This window comes from Nodosilinea sp. P-1105 (assembly GCF_012911975.1).
Lineage (GTDB): Bacteria > Cyanobacteriota > Cyanobacteriia > Phormidesmidales > Phormidesmidaceae > Nodosilinea.
Map to the genome: position 1 here is coordinate 26,694 of NZ_SMDQ01000046.1, position 18,863 is coordinate 45,556.

Sequence of the window (18,863 nt, forward strand, 5' to 3'; positions counted from 1 at the left end):
TGGGGGAGTGGGGGAGATGGGGAGTGAAGGGGTGGGGGAGATGGGGAGGTTTTGGATTTTGGATTTTGGGTTTTGGATTCGTAGCGTGGGTTAGGCGGTCAGGGTTGGGGCGATCGCCAGGTCACTATAAATGCCGCTGTAACCCACGAGTGAGGGATGGCTCTGTCCACATGAACAGCCAGCAAGGAAGAAAATGGCGTAATTTATAGGGTGGGTAAAGTTTTTCAAACGCTTTGATGGCTGACAAAGAGCCAGGTAGAATCTGAAACAACGTGGTGTAGGTGGGTTATGACAAGCGCAACCCCGGTACAGGATTGGGGCAAAGCCAGGACAGCATCGGTAGCATTTACGCCGGAGGTGATTAACCGCGATCGCATCCTGGCGGCCATCGATGTCGGCACCAACTCCATTCACATGGTGGTGGCTAAAATCCAGCCTGAGTTACCCGCTTTCACCATGATTGATCGCGAAAAAGAAACCGTGCGCCTGGGCAACTTCAATGAAGACACCAAAGGGTTAACCGAAGACGCCATGGCGCGGGCGATTGAGGCCCTGAAACGCTGCTGTTCCATCGCCGCCAGCTATCAGGCCGAAGACGTGATTGCCGTGGCCACCAGTGCGGTACGGGAAGCCAGTAACGGCCAAGACTTTATCGATCGGGTCTACAACGACGTTGGGCTCGCCATCAACCTGATTTCCGGGAATGAAGAAGCCCGACGGATCTATCTAGGGGTGCTGTCGGGGGTAGAATTTAACGGCCAACCCCACGCCATTATTGACATTGGTGGCGGCTCTACGGAGCTGATTTTGGGAACTGGCGAGCTCCACCGCAGCCTCAGCAGTACCAAGGTGGGGGCGGTTCGGTTAACGGCCCAGTTTATTCACCATGACCCCATTACCGATATTGAGTTTGCCTCCCTGCGGGCCTATGTGCGGGGCATGCTAGAACCCCCCACCGAACAACTGCGCCGCCAATTGCAGCCAGATGAATCGATGCGGCTGATTGGCACCTCGGGCACCATCGAGTGTTTGGCCGCCATTATCGCCCATAAAAAGCTGGGTATGGTTCCGGAGCCGTTAAATGGCTATCGCATCACCTATGCAGATCTATCGAAGCTACTAGAGGAACTGCGCCAGGCTACCCACGCCGAACGGCTAGCCATGCCGGAAATGTCGGCTCGTCGGGCCGAGATCATCGTGGCTGGGGCAGTCGTACTCCATGAGGCGATGGGCTTATTGGGGGCCGATAGCATCACCATTTGTGAACGGGCTCTGCGGGAAGGGGTGGTGGTGGACTGGATGCTGGTCCACGGGCTGATTGAAGACCGGATGCAGTTTCAGCAGTCAGTGCGTCAGCGCAATGTGCTCAAAACGGCCCACAAATATAAGGTGCACCTAGATCGGGCGGAACGGGTGGCCGGATTTGCCATGGATGTGTTTGAGCAAACCCTTGGTAGTCTACATACCTGGGGTACCTTTGAAAAAGAACTACTCTGGGCCGCAGCCATTTTGCATAACTGCGGTCACTTTATTAGCCATTCGTCCCACCACAAGCATTCCTACTATCTGATTCGCCATGGGGAGCTACTGGGCTATACCGAAACTGAGCTGGAGGTGATTGCCAACATCGCCCGCTATCATCGCAAGAGCGCTCCCAAGAAAAAGCACGATAACTACCGCAATTTGCCCACCCGCTACCATCGCCAGGCAGTCACCCAACTCAGCGCCTTGCTGCGACTAGCGGTAGCCCTAGATCGCCGGGGCATTGGGGCGGTCCAAAGTATTCACTGTCACTTTGATAGCGACGCCCATGTGCTGCACATGGATGTGAAAGCCGCTAACCCTGGGGATGACTGCGTATCGGAAATGTGGAACCTGGAGTTTAAGAAGGAATTTTTTGAACAGGTGTTTGAGGCCAAGCTAGTGGCTCGATTGGTAACTTAAGTTGGTCCCCTTACCGAAACTTGAGTTTGCGGCAGGCGTAGAAGCACATGCGCAGCAGTACCAGTCCTTCTTTGAAATGGGCAATGTTAGATTCCCCGTAGTCTCGGGGTTGGTAGCGAATGGGTACCTCTACAATGTGCAAGTTGAGCTTGGCGGCCCCGAACAGCAGGTCAAAGTCGCCGAAGGGATCAAAGTCGCCAAAGTAGGCTCGGCCTGCGGCAAGCCGCTGGTAGTCGTCGCGCCACAGCACTTTGGTGCCGCAGAGGGTATCTTTGAGCGGCTGCTCTAGCAAAAAGGAAAAGATCTGGGCAAAGATCTTGTTGGCCAGGGTATTCAGCCAGGGCATGGCGGTGCGCGATCGCGGATACACCAGCCGCGATCCATTGATAAATTCCCCCCGCCCCGAGGCCATCACCGCCATAAATTGGGGCAGGTCTTCCGGGGGCACTGTCAGGTCAGCATCAAGGATCATCAGCACATCCCCCGTAGCCTGGCTAAAGCCTAACCGCACTGCATCGGCCTTGCCTTTGCCCTGCTGCTGAATGGCCTTCAGGGTAAAGGGACCCTGGTAATCTTGCACCAGGGCTTGAATCTCTGCCCAGGTGCGATCGCGGGAGTGTCCTTCGACAAAAATCACCTCTGTGTGGCGTCCCAATTGGGGCAACCGGGCCACTGCATTGCGAATATTGCCGGCCTCATTGCGAGCCGGAATAACCACCGAGCAGGTGGGCTCGACCGGGGACGGCAAACCCAGGGGGGCGGGGCGGGCGATCACATAGCTGGTTAAACAGGCATGCTTGACCAGAGGCAATGGAGCCAGATAGCGGTTGATGGCATCGCTCAGGAGCGGGATGCGCTTGGGCACCAGCAGTCGGGTGCCCCGCTTCAATACCGTAAACCCAGTAATCTCTAACAAGTTGATCACATCCTGGGTGGAGAGCCAGCTTTGGGGCGGCTGAGGTCGCCGCTGCCCCACCCGTTCCGCCAGTTGCAGCAGGGGTTCCCACAGATAGTTGTGAAAAGACAAAATCACCCGGGTGCGGGGATGGCAGAGGGGGGCCAACCGCTGCAGTACCGTTTGCACATCGCTGAGGTAGCCCAGCACCCCTGCCAGCACAATGTAGTCAAACGGCTGCTGGTCTGGCCCTAGGGCTTCTGGGGTCAGGGTTTCGGCATCCAGACAATAAAACTGGAGATGGGGGTGCCGCTGCCGGGCTAGGCCAACTACCGCTTCAGAAAAATCAATCCCAACCCCTACCGATGGGCTCACACTGGCGAGCAAATCCCCAAGGCCACAGCCAATTTCTAACACCCGAGCCCCAGGGGGAATCAAAAACTGGTGTAGCCGCTCTATATCGCGGTAGTAGTAACGGTTGCGGCGCTGCCAACCCTCTAGCTGGGGGGCTACCGCCTCAAAATGGGCGTGGTTCTGAGCCGACAGGTCGTGGCGATAGCTGGGTTTGGTCAGGGAAAGGGTAGGCGTATCCACAGGCGATCCAAGCAACTCCAAACAAAAAGGGACAGCGGGCAGCGGCTGACATCTATCCTAGGCGCTAGTGATCCAAGGAAAGGGGGGCAGATAGCAGCTATGCCGAAATCGCATTCGGTAGAAAGTATCTTATCGGATAGCGGCTATCTCAGGACAAGTAGAGCCCAACGGTCTCCTGCCCGTAACTAAGTGGGTGGACAAAAATAAAGGGCTTAACGTTGCTGGTTTCGACGCTGGTTTCGACTCCGCTCAACCAGCGAAGAGGCCTGAGCGAAGTCGAAGGCCGGATCACGGATCAGTCAGTCATTGTGTCCATGTACTTATCTCATTCGTCTGCCTGCTGCGCCCTACATCCTTCTGCCTGCTTCGCACGGGCTGCGCCCTACATCCTTCTGCCTGCTGCGCACGGGCTGCGCCCTACATCCTTCTGCCTTCATCCTTCTGCCTTTCCAGGCTGCTGCAACAGCCAGAGAGCAGTGGTTGTCATGCCTGAGTCATCAGGGCGCACCAGCAAAAAATGTAGGCCCTGGCTCGCCTGTTTACGTTGCTGAAATTGTTGACCGGACCTAGAAACATCTGGATCGTTAAAGGTGGTGATAATCCAGCGATCGCAGAGCCCTGCGTCCAGGATTAACCCATCCGGTTCCCCAGCAATTGCGTTGAGCCAAGCGGGGTGATTAGCCTGAAGCCATTGGGCCAGGGCCATGGCCTGACGCCCGGCATCGATCACAATCCCCGGCAAGGGGGTGGTGCTGGCCAGTCCCAGTCGACTGGGCATCAACTCAGCAGGTAAATGACGTAGGGGAATTGGTTCATAGGGCAGGGTCTGCTCAAAGTCCGCCGCTGCCAACGCTGTAAATCCCCAGCGATCGCCCCATAGTTGTTCTGGCAGAGGCACTGGCGGCGGTGACTCGATGTGCAATGGATTGTAAGCCACAGGAATGGCATTGGGCTGGCTAGGGTACCATTTGGCCCGCTGACGCAACCATTGATGTAGGGTAGAGGTCCGACGACTGGGCTCGACCCTAATTCCCAGGGGCTGACAACCGAGGGTCAGCAACGACAACGCCTGGGGCCGAAAGACGTGAATTACATCAGGGCTACCGCCAGCCCGTTGACTAGCAAGGCTGACTTGTTCGGTCACCCAGTGTTTGGTCACCGACGCCTGGGGCGTGGTAGCCCCATAACTAAACCTGAAGTCGGGGTCGCACAGCAGCAGCTCCCACAGGGGCTCACCGCTGGGGCTGGTCAGGGGAGGACGGTGCAGGTCGGCTTGCCAGATCGTCATAGGTTAGGGCATGGCACTGGCCATCACCAGCTCTGCAGTGGTTACGGCTTCTGGTAGGTACATCTGGGTCACATAGTCAGCCAACATCCGATCACTATTGTACCGAGGCCCACAGGAGCTAATGGAGGCCTTCATCATGGCGATCCAGCGGCGGGGTAAACCACTGCGATCGCGTTGATAGTACAACGGTGCAATCTGATGTTCGATCACCTCATACAGGGATTCAGCATCGCGGCGGGTTTGACTGTCGGGGTCATCCGTGGGGTTAGTGTCGCCAATCACCCAGCCATTGGGGCTTGCCCCCCCTGGGTGATATCCCTCAGCCCACCAACCATCCAGGATGCTGCAATTCAGCCCCCCATTCAGGCTCACCTTTTGGCCGCTGGTGCCACAGGCCTCCGGGCGGCGGGGATGGTTCAACCACACATCGACCCCCTGCACCAACAGCTTGGCCACATACATGTCGTAGTCATCAATAAACGCAATGCGATCGCGCAGGGCCGGGTGACGGCACCATTCGGTAATCCGCTGAATGATCCGCTTACCCTCATCGTCCTGGGGGTGGGCCTTGCCGCCAAACACAATTTGAATCGGCATCCTGGGATTGGCCAAAATCCGAATCGCCCGGTGCAGGTCATAAAACAACAGCTCTCCCCGTTTGTAGGGGCTAAATCGACGGGCAAACCCCAGGGTCAGCACCTTTGGATCCAAAAGACGACCGACCGCCTTAATATCGTCAGCCGCCTCCCCTCTTTCTTGGCGAGCCGTGAGGGTTTTGGAACGGGTATAGGCAATCAGCCGCTCTTTGAGAATGGAATGTCGCCGCCACAGTTCATCATCGGGGATGGCATTCACCTTCGTCCACAGGGCAGGGTCCGCCAGCTTAGTAGACCAATCGACACCCAGGTGTTGGCTATACAAATCCATAATCAGCGGCGCCGTCCAGGTGCGGGCATGGACCCCATTGGTGATGGCTTTAATCGGCCCTTGCCCCGCCTCAGGGTTGGGGTAAATGCCCTGCCACATCTCTCGACAAATGTCCCCATGGCGTTGGCTGACCCCATTGGTGCGCCCAGTTAACCGTAGGGCCAATACCGTCATGGAAAAGAAGTCCCAGGGGTCCTCAGGTCGACGATGTCCCAGGCTCAAAAACTCGTCTCGGGAGAGGCCCAGGCGCGGCCAGTAGTCGCCAAAGAATGATTCAATCAGATCTACCGAAAACACATTACTGACCGCCGATACCGGGGAGTGGGTGGTAAATACCCCCCGCTGGCGGACCCGCTCGGTCACCGCCCCAAACCCGTCCCCACTGTGTAACATCTCTAAATGGGCCACCTCCAGCAGGGCAAAAGCGCCATGGCTGTCGTTGAGGTGATACAGCATCGGGTCAATATCCAGGGAATGGAGCATGCGCACGCCACCAATCCCCAATAGGAGTTCTTGGGCAATGCGGGTTTCCTGATTGCCGCCATACAGGTGCCCGGTCAGCCAGCGATCCACTGGATCGTTGTCACTACGATTGGTATCCATCAAGTAGAGCTCGACTCGACCCACCTGAATTTTCCACACCTGCACCCGCACAATCCGCTGGCGAATCGTGACTTTGACCGTCACGGGCTGGCCAAACTCGTCCCGCACCAGTTCTAGGGGCATGTGCTCGAAAGGACTATCGACGTAGTAATCTTCTTGCCAACCGCTGCGGTTCAGCCGCTGATGAAAATATCCCTGGCGGTACAACAACCCTACCCCCACCAAGGGTACCCCCAAGTCTGACGCCGACTTTAAATAGTCGCCCGCCAGTACCCCTAACCCCCCGGCATAAACTGGCAGCGACTCATGCAGGCCAAACTCGAGCGAAAAGTAGGCAATGGGGCGATCGTAGTTCAGCTCTGGCGCTGTCCGCCCAGCCCAGGTGTCATAGTCGGCCATGTAGGCATCAAACTGCTGCGCCAGTTGGAGTAAGCGGTTTAAGTAGTGGGGGTCTTCAGCCACTTGCCATAACCGCTCGTCAGGCACGGACTCTAATAGGGCGACCGGGTTGTAACCACAGGACTGCCACAGGGCTGGATCAATGGTACTAAAGAGGGAGACCCGATCTTCTGTCCAACTCCACCAATAGTTATAGGCCAGGTCCGCCAGACGCACGAGGGGGGTGGGGAGTTTAGCCTTGAGACGCGACACAGAGTTCATGGGCGAAGATTACGACTGACACAGCGAAGCCCAGCCTCAGGTAAATTCGCCCCCTAATCTAGACAGAGTTAAGGATCCCCCCGATGGCCAGAGTCTTATCATTGCATTGTGAACGATCTATTGGCAGCGCATAGAGCCACATTTCCTAGTATTTTTACTAATTTTTCTGTCTTTGCAAACCTAACACCCAGGGATGATTGCGTGGGAGCGTTTCGCATTGAGGGGCAGTCAGGATAAATTCTGGACTGGGGTGCTATTTTTGCAGTCAAACAGCCCATAATGAGGGCTGTGAACTGAAGGACCGTGACGCCCTATGCCAAGAACACCTAGTGAGTATATTATTCATATGCTGTTTGATGGGGGCCACCGGGAAGAGGTGCGCTTTTCTTCCATCCAGGATTTTCAAAAGTGGTACAGCGGTGAACTGATGCCTAAGGCCACCTCTGAGGAATTTATTACGGTACCGTTACCCAAGATCAACCCCGGCGAGTACATGGTGATTCGCCCCTCCCGGTTGGCGGCGATTCGGGTTGAACCCGTCTTTAGCTCTAGTGTTGAACGATTTTAATGGGTTTGAAGCAATCATCTCGCCTTTTGATCGGGCTGGCATTAGCCAGTATGGTGGTTAGCGCTACGGTGGGCTGGGAAACCAGCGAGACGGGCACGCCTTCCCTGGCGGCGATCGCCTCTGATACGTCTGTGTCTGTATCAGCAACCTCTGAGACAGCAGCCTCTGAGACAGAGCTCCCCGATCAACCAACCCAGACACCACCGTTACGGCCCGTGGCTACCACCGAGGCCCAACCATTTTGGCAGTCGGTGGAACTCCCCGGCGATCGCGCCCCTTTGCTGCAAGCCATCGACCACAGCCTTCACTATCTGGCCAGCCCCAAAGCTGCGGCCGACTACCAAGATTATGGGGTACCGGGCATCAGCCGCGATCGCGTCTGGCGGAGTGTACAGCGGCTGCGTCAGCTGGTACAGACGAGCCCCAGCAGTGCCGCCTTCCGGGCAAGCCTGGCCCGAGACTTTGTGCTATATCAATCCATTGGCCATGACGGCGAGGGGACCGTCAGCTACACCGGCTACTTCGAGCCCTACTATGCCGCCAGTTCAGTGCCCACCGCTGAGTATCGCTATCCCCTCTACCGCCGTCCCCCGGACCTGGATACCTGGGCACAGCCTCACCCCACCCGCGAAGAGCTAGAAGGAACCGATGGCTTACAGGGCAGTCAGGGGCCGTTGGCGGGTCTCGAATTGGTGTGGCTGGCCAACCGCCTGGAGGCCTTTTTAGTCCAGGTGCAGGGGTCTGCCAAACTGGAACTTACCGATGGCCGGGTGATGTCCGTGGGCTATGCCGGGCGCACCGACTACCCCTACACCAGCATTGGCCGCGCCCTGGTCGAGGATGGCAAACTTGCCCCAGATGCCTTGTCGCTCCCCAACTTGATCGCTCACTTTGACGCCTATCCTCAGGATTTAGATCGTTACTTGCCCCAAAACCAGCGGTTTATTTTCTTCCGGGAAACTGCTGGTGGCCCACCCACAGGTAGCCTAAACGTGCCCGTTACCGCCGGTTACTCCATTGCCACCGACAAATCCCTGATGCCCCCTGGGGCCATGGCCTTGATCCAGTTTCCCCTACCCCAACCCACCCCTGAGGGAGAGTGGACCTATACCGATACCACCCGCCTGGTGCTAGACCAAGATACGGGGGGTGCCATTCTAGGGCCGGGGCGGGTCGATGTCTTTGTCGGCTCTGGCCCTGAAGCCGGGGATTTAGCCGGACGCGTCAACCATCCTGGACGCTTGTTTTACCTGCTATTGCGCCCTTAATTCAAGACCTTAAAGGGCTCTAGGCCGGGTGTTATCCTAAACAGATGGATACTTCCTTCGCGCTGACTCTGCAAATTGTAATCACAGTGCTGGCTGGGGTCACCGCCCAGGTGATTGGAGAGTACGCTAAGGTACCCAGCATTATTTTTCTGCTGATATTTGGCATCGGTCTAGGGCCCGATGGCCTGGGGCTGCTGCACCCCCAAGCGTTGGGGGTGGGGTTAGAGGTGATTGTGGCCCTGAGTGTGGCCCTGATTTTGTTTGAAGGGGGCCTGAGTCTAGAACTGAGTGAACTGGGGCAGGTTTCTACCAGCTTGCAAAACCTGGTTACCGTTGGCGTTTTCATCACTCTCTTAGGAGGGGGGCTAGCGGCCCACTGGCTGGGGGAATTTCCCTGGCCCTTAGCCTTTCTCTATGCTTCCCTGGTGGTCGTCACTGGCCCGACGGTGATTAACCCCCTGCTGCGCCAGGTGAAAGTCGATCGCAAGGTGGCCACCCTCCTGGAAGGGGAGGGGGTACTAATCGATCCGATTGGGGCGATCCTGGCGGTGGTAGTGCTGGATATTATTCTCAACGGCGATACCGGCCCTGGGGTGATCATCGGCGGGCTGATTGTGCGACTGGGCATTGGTACCCTGATTGGGGTGATTGGGGGCGGTGTGATTGGTCTGTTTCTGAAGCGGGCCAGCTTTTTAAGTGAGGATTTAAGAAATTTATTTGTACTGGCAGGGCTGTGGAGTCTGTTTGGCCTGGCTCAGCTGATTCGCAGTGAGTCAGGGCTGATGACTACTGTGGTGGCGGGCATGGTGGTGCGCTGGCTATCGGTACCGGACGAGCGCATGCTGCGGCGGTTTAAGGGCCAGTTAACGGTGCTGGCGGTGTCGGTGCTGTTTATTCTACTGGCGGCCGATCTGTCCATTGCCAGTGTGTTTGCCCTGGGCCGGGGGGCTGTGTTCACGGTGTTGACTTTGATGCTGGTGGTGCGACCCCTCAACGTCTGGGTCTGCACTGAATCCAGCGATCTTAACTGGCGACAAAAAATCTTTCTGGGCTGGGTTGCTCCCCGGGGGATTGTATCCGCTTCGGTGGCATCCCTGTTTGCCATCCTGCTGACCGATCGCGGCATCAGCGGTGGTGACGCCATCAAAGCCCTGGTATTTCTGACCATTATTATGACGGTGCTGGTGCAGGGGCTCAGTGCTGGACTGATGGCCCGCTGGCTAGGCATTGCCAAAGCCGATGCCGTGGGCGCTGTGATTGTTGGCTGCAACCCGTTGAGCTTGCTAATCGCCCGGCTGATGAAAGAAGCAGGGCAGCCAGTGGTGATGATTGACACCAATGAAGCGGCCTGTGAAGCCGCTGAGCGGGAAGGGATTCAGGTGCTGGTCAGCAGCGCCCTGGATAAAGACGCCTTGGAGACCGCCGGACTCGGCCAAGCGGGCACGTTTCTGGCCATCACTAAAAACGGTGAAGTGAATGCTGTGGTGACCCAACGGGCGATTGAAGAGTTTCAGCCCCCCCGGGTACTGGCGGTACTGCCTAAGGAAAAAGAGGTGGGGGATGTGCCCAACCAGGGCAAGCTGAAGGAAGCCAGTACCCCCAAGTTATCCCTGAAAAAGTGGAATACTTACTTGCAAGATGGGGAAGTGCGATTGGGGGAAACCTGGCTGCGACGGGCCGATACGGAACTGCAACAGGCCCACCTGGCAGCCCTCGTCCGCAGTGGCGAAATGGTGCCGATCTTGGTGGAGCGGGATGGAATTTTGCGGGTCGCTATCGGTAATGATGATTGGCAGGTAGGCGATCGCATTTTATACCTGCTTCACGATGCCAAACCTAAACTCTTGAAGCGCCTCTCTGGAGGAAACCAGTCCCCACGACTGACCGTCGAAACCCTACCCACCGTAGAAGCGGTACCTCTATCACCAATTAAAACAGACCCTGAGGCAGGCCCGACGACAACCAATGCCCAGGATCAAAATGGCGATGGTCAAAGGCCAGCCCCCCAGGGCGATCGCCCCAACCAAACTCAAGCCCCCCCCAGCCCCTAGAACGCCGGTACAGATCCCAGGGTTCTGTCCTGGGATGCCCCGAAACTCATGGCCAATCAGCCTAAGAACCCTAAGGTCTTGACATACTAAAGCCCCACCTGACCCTAGGGATTACCTGGCCCCAAGCCCCCTGGCTGCTACTGACTTCCCTTTGGGCCATCCCCCTTAAAGTTTTCCAAAAGCAGCTACGATTGACGCCAAATTCGCTAGGGTAGGACAGGAACTTACGTCACCTGAGTCAAGTCGGGAGGATAGATAGCAGGATGGGGGGCTTTAGGGCATGAAATCGCTCACGAACAACCAGTTAATCAACCGCGTGTCAGGCACCCTGCGTCAACCTCAATGGATCGCTGTGATTGCCTCAGTCGGTTTTCATGGAGCCCTTTTTGCGGTGGGGCCGTCATTCTCCGGCATGAATATGGCCGCATTGGGGGGCAATACCCCTGAGCTAGAGGAGCGGCGGGTGCCGCTGATCGAGCTCACAGCCGAAGAACAGAGCCGTTTACCAGACTTTTCCAGCCCTTCCCATTCACTGTTTCCAGAGGATGGGGATGATTTATTGAGCTTATTTCCATCCAATGGCAGCAGTCAGCCGCTTAACCCCGGCTCCCCCTTTGGCGGGGTACCGGATATCCCCTCGACCAGCCCCCCCTCAGCGACGACCATGCCGCCTATCTCCTCGACTCCCTGGCGGCCGTCTATCAACCTGCCAGCCCAGCGATCGCCTTTACCGTCGGTGTTAACCAGTCCAGGGGCGTCGGCCGCCCGGCCGACGCCCCCTGCAGCCACGCCAGGCGCGAGCGATTCGGCCACGAATGGTACTGAGGGGGCGGCTGAAGCAGGGAGCGATCGCCCCCAACCGTCACAACCCGGGGCTGCAGACCTGGAATTGGAACCGAGAAATGGAGATGATGCTGTTGCCTCTGCCCCGCTTAATCCCGAAACGGCGGAGTCCCCCTCAGAGGAGACCAATAACCTATTGGCTCGGGTAGAGCACAGCTCTGAGCTGACTTCCACTGAAGATGCTGAAACGGCCAAACAGGCCTGGATAGAAGGGCTAACAGCCCGTTTGGGGGAAGACATTCCTCAAGCTGAAGACCCAATCACTATGGATATTCCTTACACGCAGCGGATTTGTTTGTCTCCAGAACCCAGTCAGGGCTTGTTGGGTATGGCGATTGTGCCCACAGACTCAGGGAATTCCCTGGAACTATCGACTACCCTGCTGAAAAGCACAGGCTACCCATTTCTCAACCAAGCGGCCCTGCAGTCCCTGCGGGACTTGGCTAACTCCGATGACGCTAGCACCCTAGAACCTGGCGTGTTGTATCAGGTGCAGGTGAATGTGGACTACGACAGTGAAAACTGCGTGAGCGGCGAATCCCTGCTAAAGTCGCGCACCGCCGCCCAAGAGGAGCGTGAGTCGGCTGAGGAGTGAGCGGCCATGGCTATGCGACAATGGGGCACATTAACCCTTGCTTAGGGTGGACGGTACGCTGTTACCGACATCGCCACCCTAAGCAACCATCGACCAGCAATTGAGAGACATACCTATGCGTTCTGACTTGCAACGGGCTTTTGAGACCCACTCTGCCCTCAAAATCATTAGTGGTCTGACCAACACCGATGCCCAACGGGTGGCTGCGGTGGTCAAGGCCGCCGACCAGGGCGGTGCCACCCTGGTGGATATTGCCGCCGATGCCGATCTGGTCCGCCTCGCCAAGGCCGAAACCGCTCTACCAGTCTGTGTCTCTGCGGTAGAGCCAGAAGCATTCCTGGCCCCTGTTGCCGCTGGGGCTGATCTGATCGAAATTGGCAACTTTGACGCCTTCTATGCCCAGGGGCGCCGGTTTGAAGCACCCGAAGTGCTGGCCCTGACCCGACGCACCCGCGAGTTGCTGCCATCGATCACCCTGTCGGTGACCGTGCCCCACATTTTGGCGCTGGACGAGCAAGTTTCCCTGGCCGAGGCGTTAGTGGCCGCTGGTGCCGACATCATTCAAACCGAAGGCGGCACCTCCAGTCAGCCTGCCCATGGTGGCACCCTGGGCTTGATTGAAAAAGCCGCCCCCACCCTGGCAGCCGCCTACGAAATTTCCCGAGCAGTTTCTGTGCCAGTGTTGTGTGCCTCTGGCCTATCTGATGTGACGGCTCCCATGGCGATCGCCGCCGGGGCCGCTGGGGTTGGTGTGGGCTCTGCCGTCAACAAGCTGGATAACCCCCTGGCCATGGTGGCAGTGGTACGTAAGCTGGCGGAAAGCCTCAAGGCAGTAGAGGTCTCGGCGACAGCCCGGTAGATCGCCATTTCCGCGCAGATGGTCTGATATCACTAGTGATCTGTCAAGGCTAAAAATTTGGGTAAGTGCTTTGCAAAAGCATTTGAATCTTCAGGGAGGTTGCTTCAACACATCAGGACCTTTCATCCCCTCCCACGGAGGGGTGCCCGTTCGCGTTCGCGAAGCGTTCCGAGGAAAAGCGTTCCGCAGGAAAGGGCGGGGTGGGTTCCTTCGGGCTTGTTTGACCCACCCCTACCCCTCCAAAGGAGGGGATTTCGGACCTTGATGCCACCAAATCTCTACATCTGGAAACCCTAAATTCAAGTCTTGACGCTGCACTAGAAGTGCGCCTTCTACGCAAAAAAGGAGAGCCAGCTTAACCCGCTGACTCTCCTTTTTTTAATCGTTATCAAAGATTCCGAAGATATTGAGGATTCCCAAAATACCGCCTACAGGGCCAAGAATCGGCGCCAGGGCCCGGTTAAAGCGATCAATCCCCACCAGTGACCCTCGCTTGGGCACAAAGACAACATCTCCATCCTGAATCTGGTAGTTATCCACCAAACTAGACAGGTCGACCTGCTGCTCTTCCACCTGCCCCTCTTCCGAGAGTCTCACGAGTCGGACTTCGCCTAGGGCCGCATCCGCATTGGGTCCCCCAGCGGCAGCTAAGGCGCTAGAGACAGAACTATCTGGCTGAATTTCAACTTCCCCAGGGTTGACGACTCCCTCACCGATGACCCGGACCCTAACGTTGGCGGGCGACATACTGGACCGAGCCAGCAAGCCCTGATCAATGCCCGAGTCTGCGGTGGCTTTTGGCACCACCACTGAATCGCCATCAAACATCACCAGCACCCCGGGATCACTCTGCCCCTGCAACGCATCCCACAGATTCACGTTATATTCAGCCACCTGTCCATTGGGCAGACGCCGCTTGATGGTGACCTCCCGAATATCGGCTGTGCGGCGAATGCCACCAGCGGCAGCTAAGGCCGCTGTCAGGGTTGGCGTAGTGGTAGTGGTCGTGAGGCTGTTCCCTCCAGCGATATTGGTCTGAGCCTGGGTTAAGCTACCCAACTGGACAGGGCCAGGGCGATAGACATCGCCAGCAATATTCACCACAACTGGCCGCAGCACAACCAGGCTCATATTTACCTCCGGGTCAACCAACTGTCGGCTCAGCAGCCTGGTGACTTCTGCCTCCAAAGCCTCTAGGGTCAGGCCTGCAGCGGTGATGGTGCCAATCAAGGGCAAACGTAACTTGCCGTCGGACAGGACGACGCGATCGCTCGCAGCCCAGTCAAAGTTTTCATACCCTAAGATCTCAACCCTAATCTGGTCCCCAGGTCCGAGCAAATACTCACTGAATAAGCCATGATTAGGGTGTGTCGGGGGGACCTCAGTCCTTCTAGATTCTAAGGGTAGAAAGTCTGAGCCTCTATCCAGATCATTCTCAATGATCTCTTGAGTGTTCCTGGCAGATGCATAACCGTCCAGTAAGCTCTGATCATCAACATTAGCAGAGCCATTTGTTGCCACTTCTGCTCTATACCCAGCCTCTAAATCTTGAGCCCTCCCAGGCGCAACTAGTAAGGCAAAATTCAAGGAGAGCACTGTAGCGGAAACAATAGAAATAGAGCGTTTACAGGAATTAATAATCATTATCATAACGACTTGCAAAATAATTGTCGCCACACAGCTTGATTGGCGTATTTCTTAAGCTGGGATACTATGTCCGTAATAGAACTATGCCCGTAATAGGATTTAGAATATAAACCAGGTCCAAGTCCAGGCCTGGAATTCTGCCTGTGGGAAAACTCCAGATCCCGAGCTGGGCTTGGTATAAGACGCTTGACTTTAAAACCTTTACCGGTTCATATCATAAGGCGGTTTTGATCACTATAGCCCTACCCTAGGACTACACTAAGCAAATTGGCTGAGGCAGAGTTGGCGAAAGTGGTTGCCTCGTTCTTCAAAGTTGGGGTACTGGTCAAAGCTAGCGCAGGCGGGGGAGAGGAGGACCACAGATGCCTCTTGGGTTTGGGCTAGAGCGGCTCCTTGTCTAACGGCTCGATCCATGGTTTCGACGATCTCGTAGTGGCTATAGCCCACCTGATCCAAACGCTGGGCAAATTGGGGGGCAGCGGCGCCAATCAGCAGTACAGTGGCAGCCTTGGCCTGGATTTGCTGTAACCAGGCGGTGTCGTCTCCAGCTTTGGCTTCTCCGCCAGCGATCAAGATGACCGGGGCTGATACTGACCGGAGTCCGACCTCGGCAGCGTCATAGTTAGTGGCTTTGGAGTCGTTGATAAAGTCTATGCCTTGCCAGGTGCAAATATGTTCAAGCCTGTGAGGTACACCCGGAAACTGGCTGACCCCTGCGGTAATGGCTTCTGGGGGCAAATCGGCTAAACAGGCGGCGGTAACTGCCATCAGCAGGTTTTGCTGGTTGTGGTCTCCAACCATGTTCAGGGCTGTGGCCGGAACAATGGGCAGCGATTCAAACTTAACCCAGTCGTCTTCGATGTAGGTGCTGGGTCGCAAACCAGGAAAGGCGGACTTCCTTTGGGTACTGGTCCAGTAGGCATCAGGGAAGGTTTCGGCCAAATGCTGACGCAGATAGGGATCATCACCATTGAGGATCGCCAAATCAGATCGGTGGAGCAAGGTGGCTTTGATTTGAGAGTAGTTTTCTAGGGTGTGGTGGCGTTGTAGGTGATCGGGGGTTAGGGTTGTCCAAATGCCAATTTTGGGAGCCAGGGTGGCGGAGGCTTCAATTTGATAACTGCTGAGTTCAGCCACAATCCAATCCGGTACAGTGGGCTGAAGGGCCAGTTCGCAGGTAGCGTGGCCAATGTTGCCGCAGGCAGGGGCGTCATAACCAGCGGCCTGAAAAATAGCGGCGGTTAGGGCGGTGACGGTGGTTTTGCCGTTGGTGCCGGTAATCCCGATCCAGGGGCGATCTTGTAAAAACCGCCAGGCTAATTCAGTTTCCCCAATCACTTCTAGACCGTTGGCCCGGGCTGCGACTAGGGGAGAGGCATCCCAAGGCACACCGGGACTGACCACCACCAGGTCGGTGCCACTATCGGGCACAAAGCTGTAATCCAGGAGAACGGTGATGCCCTCTTGCTGGAGCTGGAGCTGGGCTTGGCCTAGGTGAGGAGCAGGGTGGCGATCGCTGAGTACCACCGTCCAGCCATGTTGTCGCAGCAGCCGCGCCGCCGCAATACCAGACTTACCAAGACCAATCACATGGGCATTTTTCATGGTTTGGCTACCCCTTAACGATAGCCCCAAAGTCAGCCAATACCAGGGCGTGGTTACGGAGTAGCCCTAGCAAGTTCAGGCGATTTTGACGAATATCTGGATCGTCATCCATGACCAGCACACTATCGGGGCCATCAAAGAAACCGCTCACCACCGGGGCAATTTGCTCAAGGCCAGCCAATAACTGGTCATAGTTACGGCTGGCCTGGGCAGCTTGGGTCTGGGGCAGCAAGGTTTGCAGGGCCTGGTGGAAGTCCATTTCGGACTGGGCCGTGAGATGGGCCGGAACAATGACTCCGGTAGGATTCAGAACGTCGGTCGCTAGGGTTCCCTGGGCGGCCAGACGGGTAGCCCGGTTCACCGTTTCATAAACTCGATCCAGACGACCATCGTCGCGAATCGCTTGTAAAAAGAGTGCCCGGTCTTTCCCATCCAGCAGGTTTACCAGGACCCGCTCGGCATAGGGGGAGTTAGCTTCCCCCAGGATCGCATTCACCAGATCGTAGTCAATCGATTTCTCATCCTGTAGCAGGGTCTGCACCCGCTGTAAGAAGAAGTCTCGCAGCTGCACCTGGAGAGACTCTGGAGCCGCAACCGTGAGGCTTGGATCGTTAACAAAATCTTGGATAACGGTGTCCAGGAGAGCCAGCAGGTTAATGGATAGGGACGCCGCCCAGGTAATGTTGACCACAGCATTGGCGGCCCGGCGCAGGGCAAAGGGGTCAGAGGAACCACTGGGGATCTGGCCAATACTGAAAATACCCACCAGAGTATCCAAACGGTCGGCCAGGCCAACCACCTGACCAGCCAGGGCCTGGGGCAATTGGTCGTGGGCCCCTCGGGGTAAGTAATGTTCAAAAATGGCATTGGCGACTGCCTCTGGCTCACCGCTGTGGAGGGCATACTTTTGCCCCATCACCCCTTGCAACTCGGGGAATTCCCCCACCATTTGGGAGACCAGGTCGGCCTTGCACAGGTAAGCGGCCCGCTGAATCTGCTGCCGCTGGCTGGCATCCACCTGGAGTTGATCGGCAATGTGACTGGCAATGCGGCCGATGCGCTGCACTTTGGCGGCCATCGACCCCAACCGTTCCTCAAAGGTAACGGTCTCTAACTTGGTGACAAAGGCATCCAGGGGCTGGATGCGATCGGCGTCAAAGAAAAACTTACCGTCCGACAGCCGCGCTCGAATCACCCGGGCATTGCCCTCGGCGATGATCGCCTCTTTTTTGGGGTCGCCGTTGGAAATGGTGATGAAGTAGGGCATCAACGCGGCTGAGGCGGGATCTGGTCGCACCGGAAAGTAACGCTGGTGGCTCTCCATTTCAATAATCGTGACTTCCGCAGGCAAGTCTAGAAATTCGGGGTCAAATTTGCCCACGACGGCGGTGGGCCACTCGACTAAGTTGGTGACCTCTGCCAAGAGACTTTCGGAGATGATCGGCACCCCCCCTAGGGTTTGGGCCGCGGCTTCCACTTGCTTTTGAATCAGTAGCCGCCGCGCCGTCGGATCGATTTCGACAAAGGCGTCTCGCAGGGCATCCCCATAGTCCTGAGCCCGCTTCAGCGATACTGGCTCGGGATGTAAGACCCGGTGTCCCTGGGAGATGCGATCGCTATGGCAGGTAATCGACCCATTCTTCAGGGTGATGGGCAGCACCTCGCTGTCCATCAACGCCACCAGCCAGCGAATCGGCCGGGGAAAGCGTAAATCCCCGTCTCCCCAGCGCATAAATCGCTTGCCCTCTAGCTCTAAAATCCAGCGGGGAATGAGCTCGGTCAGGATATCTCCAGCCGGTCGCCCGGTAATGGCTTGATTGACAAAGACAAAAGCCCCTTTGTCCGTCTCTCGCACCTCCAGGGCCTCTACGGCAACCCCCCGAGAGCGGGCAAACCCCTCTGCTGCCTTGGTGGGCTGACCATCTTTGAAAGCCGCCTGGGCTGGGGGACCTTTCACCTCTTCCTGGCGATCCGGCTGGCGGTCCGGCAGCCCCTCCAAGATCACCGCCAGCCGCCGGGGGGTGCCATAGAGCTGTATGGCCTCGGGATCTAAAATTTGGTCCTTAAGATCGGCGGCAATCCGAGTTTGCCATTGGTTAAGGGCATCGCTTACAAAACTGGCGGGCAGTTCTTCAGTGCCAACTTCCAGTAAAAATGTCGCCATAGGGTGAAGATCAAGGGTAACCGTGCAGTTGCGAGCCAGATTGCTGTCCAGCCCTAGCTATGTCTGTGATTGAACGTCTTTAGCTGTTGGGCCAGCACTGCGTTTACAGTTTTCTGCGTTTGCAGCTTCAACAGTCTACCAATCTACCGCAAGTCTAGATATGACGATGCCAAATTTTCCCATCCCTCACCCGTGGGTTACGGCGGTACTTAAGACCGGTGCATTGCGGCCCCAGGTTGACCGCCAATACCCAGACCCCGACCGCTAATGCACCCTACGAATCCAAAATCCAAAATCCAAAATCCCCCCACCCTCCCCATCTCCCCCACCCTCCCCATCTCCCCCACCTCCT

At 56.7% G+C, this 18,863-nt stretch carries 12 protein-coding genes; 6 read left to right on the plus strand and 6 right to left on the minus strand.

All coding sequences use genetic code 11. The annotated features are described in order from the left end of the window. Positions 1–288: 288 nt before the first annotated feature. Positions 289–1,944: a Ppx/GppA phosphatase family protein gene (locus E1H13_RS17810; RefSeq protein ID WP_169615129.1), complete on the plus strand. Its 1,656-nt coding sequence runs from the start codon at positions 289–291 to the stop codon at positions 1,942–1,944. Between the two features lie 10 nt (positions 1,945–1,954). Here E1H13_RS17810 and E1H13_RS17815 read toward each other — a convergent pair whose 3' ends face one another. The 3 genes from E1H13_RS17815 to glgP all read right to left on the minus strand — a co-directional run bounded on the left by E1H13_RS17815 (position 1,955) and on the right by glgP (position 6,911). Next, positions 1,955–3,385, minus strand: a complete 1,431-nt coding sequence (locus E1H13_RS17815; RefSeq protein WP_278002527.1) for a glycosyltransferase — start codon at positions 3,383–3,385, stop codon at positions 1,955–1,957. Positions 3,386–3,866: 481 nt separating this feature from the next. Further along, the gene (locus E1H13_RS17820; RefSeq protein ID WP_169615131.1) at positions 3,867–4,721 is read right to left on the minus strand and encodes a Tab2/Atab2 family RNA-binding protein; all 855 of its coding nucleotides are present in this window, start codon (positions 4,719–4,721) and stop codon (positions 3,867–3,869) included. A 3-nt stretch (positions 4,722–4,724) separates the two neighbouring features. After that, positions 4,725–6,911, minus strand: a complete 2,187-nt coding sequence (gene glgP, locus E1H13_RS17825; protein ID WP_169615133.1) for an alpha-glucan family phosphorylase — start codon at positions 6,909–6,911, stop codon at positions 4,725–4,727. 313 nt (positions 6,912–7,224) lie between these two features. Between glgP and E1H13_RS17830 the strand changes: the two genes are divergently transcribed. The 5 genes from E1H13_RS17830 (at position 7,225) to E1H13_RS17850 (ending at position 13,095) form a co-directional block, all read left to right on the plus strand. Beyond that, positions 7,225–7,479 carry a hypothetical protein gene (locus tag E1H13_RS17830; RefSeq protein ID WP_169615135.1) on the plus strand — a complete coding sequence of 85 codons (255 nt, stop codon included), beginning with the start codon at positions 7,225–7,227 and terminating at the stop codon, positions 7,477–7,479. A 50-nt stretch (positions 7,480–7,529) separates the two neighbouring features. Beyond that, a complete protein-coding gene (locus E1H13_RS17835; protein WP_169615137.1) occupies positions 7,530–8,747 on the plus strand; it encodes an MltA domain-containing protein in 1,218 nt (405 codons plus the stop codon). 44 nt (positions 8,748–8,791) lie between these two features. Further along, positions 8,792–10,798, plus strand: coding sequence for a sodium:proton antiporter (locus tag E1H13_RS17840; protein WP_169615139.1), 2,007 nt, complete (start codon positions 8,792–8,794; stop codon positions 10,796–10,798). Positions 10,799–11,078: 280 nt separating this feature from the next. Beyond that, positions 11,079–12,236: a hypothetical protein gene (locus E1H13_RS17845; protein ID WP_169615141.1), complete on the plus strand. Its 1,158-nt coding sequence runs from the start codon at positions 11,079–11,081 to the stop codon at positions 12,234–12,236. Positions 12,237–12,345: 109 nt separating this feature from the next. Then, entirely contained in the window at positions 12,346–13,095 is a 750-nt protein-coding gene (locus E1H13_RS17850; protein ID WP_169615161.1) for a DUF561 domain-containing protein, read from the plus strand. A 378-nt stretch (positions 13,096–13,473) separates the two neighbouring features. Here E1H13_RS17850 and E1H13_RS17855 read toward each other — a convergent pair whose 3' ends face one another. The 3 genes from E1H13_RS17855 to glyS form a co-directional block, all read right to left on the minus strand. Continuing rightward, positions 13,474–14,433: a polysaccharide biosynthesis/export family protein gene (locus E1H13_RS17855; RefSeq protein WP_169615143.1), complete on the minus strand. Its 960-nt coding sequence runs from the start codon at positions 14,431–14,433 to the stop codon at positions 13,474–13,476. Positions 14,434–15,000: 567 nt separating this feature from the next. Next, a complete protein-coding gene (gene murD, locus E1H13_RS17860) occupies positions 15,001–16,347 on the minus strand; it encodes a UDP-N-acetylmuramoyl-L-alanine--D-glutamate ligase (RefSeq protein WP_169615145.1) in 1,347 nt (448 codons plus the stop codon). A gap of 7 nt (positions 16,348–16,354) precedes the next feature. Further along, entirely contained in the window at positions 16,355–18,511 is a 2,157-nt protein-coding gene (gene glyS / locus E1H13_RS17865; RefSeq protein ID WP_169615148.1) for a glycine--tRNA ligase subunit beta, read from the minus strand. Between the last annotated feature and the right edge of the window lie 352 nt (positions 18,512–18,863).

Bases quoted from the DNA above. Each gene is read 5' to 3' on its own strand.
- E1H13_RS17810 (WP_169615129.1), top strand. From the start codon at position 289: ATGACAAGCGCAACCCCGGTACAGGATTGGGGCAAAGCCAGGACAGCA.
- E1H13_RS17820 (WP_169615131.1), bottom strand. From the start codon at position 4,721: ATGACGATCTGGCAAGCCGACCTGCACCGTCCTCCCCTGACCAGCCCC.
- glgP (WP_169615133.1), bottom strand. From the start codon at position 6,911: ATGAACTCTGTGTCGCGTCTCAAGGCTAAACTCCCCACCCCCCTCGTG.
- E1H13_RS17830 (WP_169615135.1), top strand. From the start codon at position 7,225: ATGCCAAGAACACCTAGTGAGTATATTATTCATATGCTGTTTGATGGG.
- E1H13_RS17835 (WP_169615137.1), top strand. From the start codon at position 7,530: ATGGTGGTTAGCGCTACGGTGGGCTGGGAAACCAGCGAGACGGGCACG.
- E1H13_RS17840 (WP_169615139.1), top strand. From the start codon at position 8,792: ATGGATACTTCCTTCGCGCTGACTCTGCAAATTGTAATCACAGTGCTG.
- E1H13_RS17845 (WP_169615141.1), top strand. From the start codon at position 11,079: ATGAAATCGCTCACGAACAACCAGTTAATCAACCGCGTGTCAGGCACC.
- murD (WP_169615145.1), bottom strand. From the start codon at position 16,347: ATGAAAAATGCCCATGTGATTGGTCTTGGTAAGTCTGGTATTGCGGCG.
- glyS (WP_169615148.1), bottom strand. From the start codon at position 18,511: ATGGCGACATTTTTACTGGAAGTTGGCACTGAAGAACTGCCCGCCAGT.